This is a genomic window from Synechococcus sp. R8-2 (genome assembly GCF_047461715.1).
GTDB lineage: Bacteria > Cyanobacteriota > Cyanobacteriia > Thermostichales > Thermostichaceae > Thermostichus.
Window position 1 is genome coordinate 1 of record NZ_JANSHQ010000056.1, and the last position, 2,931, is coordinate 2,931.

The window sequence follows — 2,931 nt, forward strand, 5'->3', positions numbered from 1 at the left end:
GACGACGAAGTGATCATCGAGTATTGCCTGCAGGTGGAAGATTTGGAGCAACTTCCCCTAAAGCTCATCGAGGCGGCCAAAGAGCGGGGCGGGCGAGACAACATCACAGTAGTGATTGCCGAATACGCCTAGTTTGCCCCCGGCTAGAGACGGTATTGGCGGTACACTTCGCTGGCCGCTCGGTGCAGCAGGGAGTGGCGATACACGAGGCGGTTGAGGTCTTTGCCGTAGCCGCCGCCGATGACGCAGGCGACAGGATAGCCCTGCTTTAGACATGTGTTCAGCACTTGCATGTCCCGCCGAAACAGGCCCTGGTCGCTGAGGGCCAGCTTGCCCAGGAGATCTTCCTCGTGGGGATCCACACCGGCATCGTAGAGCACCAGATCGGGGCGCACCTGAGCCAACAGATCGGGCAAGTGGTCGGCCAAGGTCTGGAGATAGGCTTCATCTTCCATGCCTACCGGCAGGGGCACGTCCAGGTCGCTCTGTTGTTTGGTGGCGGGGAAGTTGGCCTCGCAGTGCATGGAAAAGGTGAACACCCGCGGCTCGGAGCGAAAGATCCAAGCAGTGCCATCTCCTTGATGGACATCCAGATCCACGATCAAGAGCCTTTGCACCAGCCCTTGCTGCAGCAGGACTTGGGCGGCAATGGCCAGGTCGTTGAAGATACAAAAGCCGGAGCCGTAGCCGGGAAAGGCATGGTGGGTGCCGCCGGCGGTGTTGCAGGCCAAGCCATGGCGCAGGGCCAATTGGGCAGTCAGGATGGTGCCGCCCACCGCTCGACAGGTGCGCTGCACCAGCTCCGGGCTCCAGGGCAGGCCGATGCGCCGCTGCAGCTTGGCCTTCAGGGATCCCTCACAGTAGGCCCTGACGTACTCAGGGGTATGTACCGACTCAATCCAGGCGAGAGGGGGCAGCTCAGGGTGGTGCACTTGCTGGGGGCGGATCACCCCTTCCCGCAGCAGCAGCTCTTGCAAGAGGCGAAATTTCGGCATGGGAAAGCGGTGGCCCGGCGGCAGGGGGGCACTGTAGTCGGGGTGGTAAACAATTGGCAAAGACATCAAGGGCAATCGAATTGACGGCGGCGAGCATGGCCTATGACGGCTCCAGTGCTTATGGTAGAGGTAGCCCGCTCCTGCCGGATCCCTTCGAGACTCTTGCAAACCTGTTCTCCGTACCGCCGCGATTCCCTATGTTTACTGCGTCGGATCCCTTTTTGGGTCGCCTCTTGGCTCAGCGTTATCGACTCGTACATCTGCTGGGACAGGGGGGCATGGGGCGAGTCTATTTGGCTCAAGATTTGCTCTTTGGTGGGGTGGAAGTGGCTGTCAAGCTGCTCTCCCAGCCGGCAATGGATCGGCGCACCCGCCTGCGCTTTGAACGGGAAGCGAAAGCCTGCGCGGCTTTGGGCCAAAAAAGCCTGCACATTGTCAAAGTCAATGACTATGGTATTACCCCCGATGAGGTGCCTTTCTATGTGATGGAATACCTGAACGGCAAGACCCTCAAGGATATTCTGGCCGCGGGGGCTTTGCCTTTGGAGCGCTTTTTCCGGCTGGCCCGCCAAATTGGCCTGGGGTTAAAGGCGGCCCACGAGGGGATCCTCATGGAAGGGCAAAGGGTACAGGTGATCCACCGCGATTTGAAGCCGGCCAATGTGATCGTGGTGGCCGATGACAGTTTTGGGGAACTGGCGAAGCTGGTGGATTTCGGCATTGCCAAGCTGCTCAACAGCCATGAATCTTTGAGCTTTACCCATGCCTACCTGGGAACGCTGGCCTATTCTTCCCCGGAACAGCTGGAAGGGTTGCCGCTGGACGTCCGTTCCGACATCTACAGCTTCGGGATCATGCTGTACCAGATGGTGTCTGGCCAGATGCCCCTCAAGCCCACCACCGAATCTTTCCCGGGCTGGTACCAGGCCCACCACAAGCACCGGCCCATCCCTCTAGAAGACTGGGGACTGAAGTTTCCGCTGCCCGCCGGTTTGTCTGACTTGATCCTCGGTTGCCTGGCCAAAGATCCTGCCGCCCGCCCGCAGTCGGTGGCCAATGTGTTGGCGGAGCTGGAGCACATTCAAGCCAGAGCACAGGGATCTATTGCCCCTCAGGTCCCAGTCGCCTCGTCGGAAGAGGCTGCCTCTGGCCCACTTTCTGGAGGTCTCCCTGCCGCTGCGCCGTCCTTGGTTACAGCCGGTACTCTGCGGCTCAGGCCCTTGACGGCGGCCACGGAGGTCGAGAACGGGGGATCCCTGCTTTGGGTGCGCCTGATTCCCTTTCTGATGGGCGGGCTGCTGGGCTGGGTTTTGGTGAGTTGGCAATGGGGACAGTTGCTGCAGCGCCCCTCGGCCCCCCGTGTTTCCGGGCCAGGATCTCGTCCGGCAGTGGAAGATCCCATTGCCCCAGAGAATGTCCATCCTATGCCTGGGGAGCTTGTCCCTGAGCCCCTTGTTTTGGCTTCAGAGCAGAACGGACGGCGGGATCCCGCGCCGGAGCTGGAACCCTACACCCGGAGCGGGCCAGTGTTTCGCGCCTTTCCCCTGGAGACTTCCCGCGAGACGGTACGGGCCAGCCTGGGATCCCCCAGCCAGCAAGGGCATGGTGCTTGGCCCAATACCGTGTACGACCTGTACCGCTTTGGCGGGGTGGACTTGGGCCTCACCTACGACGAATCCAGCCTGGCCCTGCGGCAAACCGAAGCCACCGTCACCGATGGCGTACCCACCCCTCAAGTGGAAGGACTCTTGGAGGATATGCTGCAAGCCCCCTTGCCTGCTCAACTGCAGCGAGAACTGCAGGCTGTGCGCGAGGGACGTTCCGGGCGAGTGCAATTCCGCGTTGGCCCCTGGGCCGGCAGGATCGAGCGCAGCGCCCAAGGTCACCTTTACATGGCCCTCTGGGATCCCACGCTGCCCAGCGGTGCTCCACCCCC

At 61.4% G+C, this 2,931-nt stretch carries 2 protein-coding genes; one reads left to right on the top strand and one right to left on the bottom strand.

What is annotated here, in order from left to right:
• Window positions 1-143 precede the first annotated feature (143 nt).
• Window positions 144-1,061, bottom strand: coding sequence for a histone deacetylase (locus NW819_RS01475; RefSeq protein ID WP_414412679.1), 918 nt, complete (start codon window positions 1,059-1,061; stop codon window positions 144-146).
• 131 nt (window positions 1,062-1,192) lie between these two features.
• Between NW819_RS01475 and NW819_RS01480 the strand changes: the two genes are divergently transcribed.
• On the top strand, window positions 1,193-2,931 hold a 1,739-nt coding region (locus NW819_RS01480), incomplete at its 3' end, for a serine/threonine-protein kinase (RefSeq protein WP_414412680.1).

Excerpts from the sequence above, each read along its gene's own strand:
- NW819_RS01475 (WP_414412679.1), bottom strand. The coding sequence starts at position 1,061 with ATGTCTTTGCCAATTGTTTACCACCCCGACTACAGTGCCCCCCTGCCG.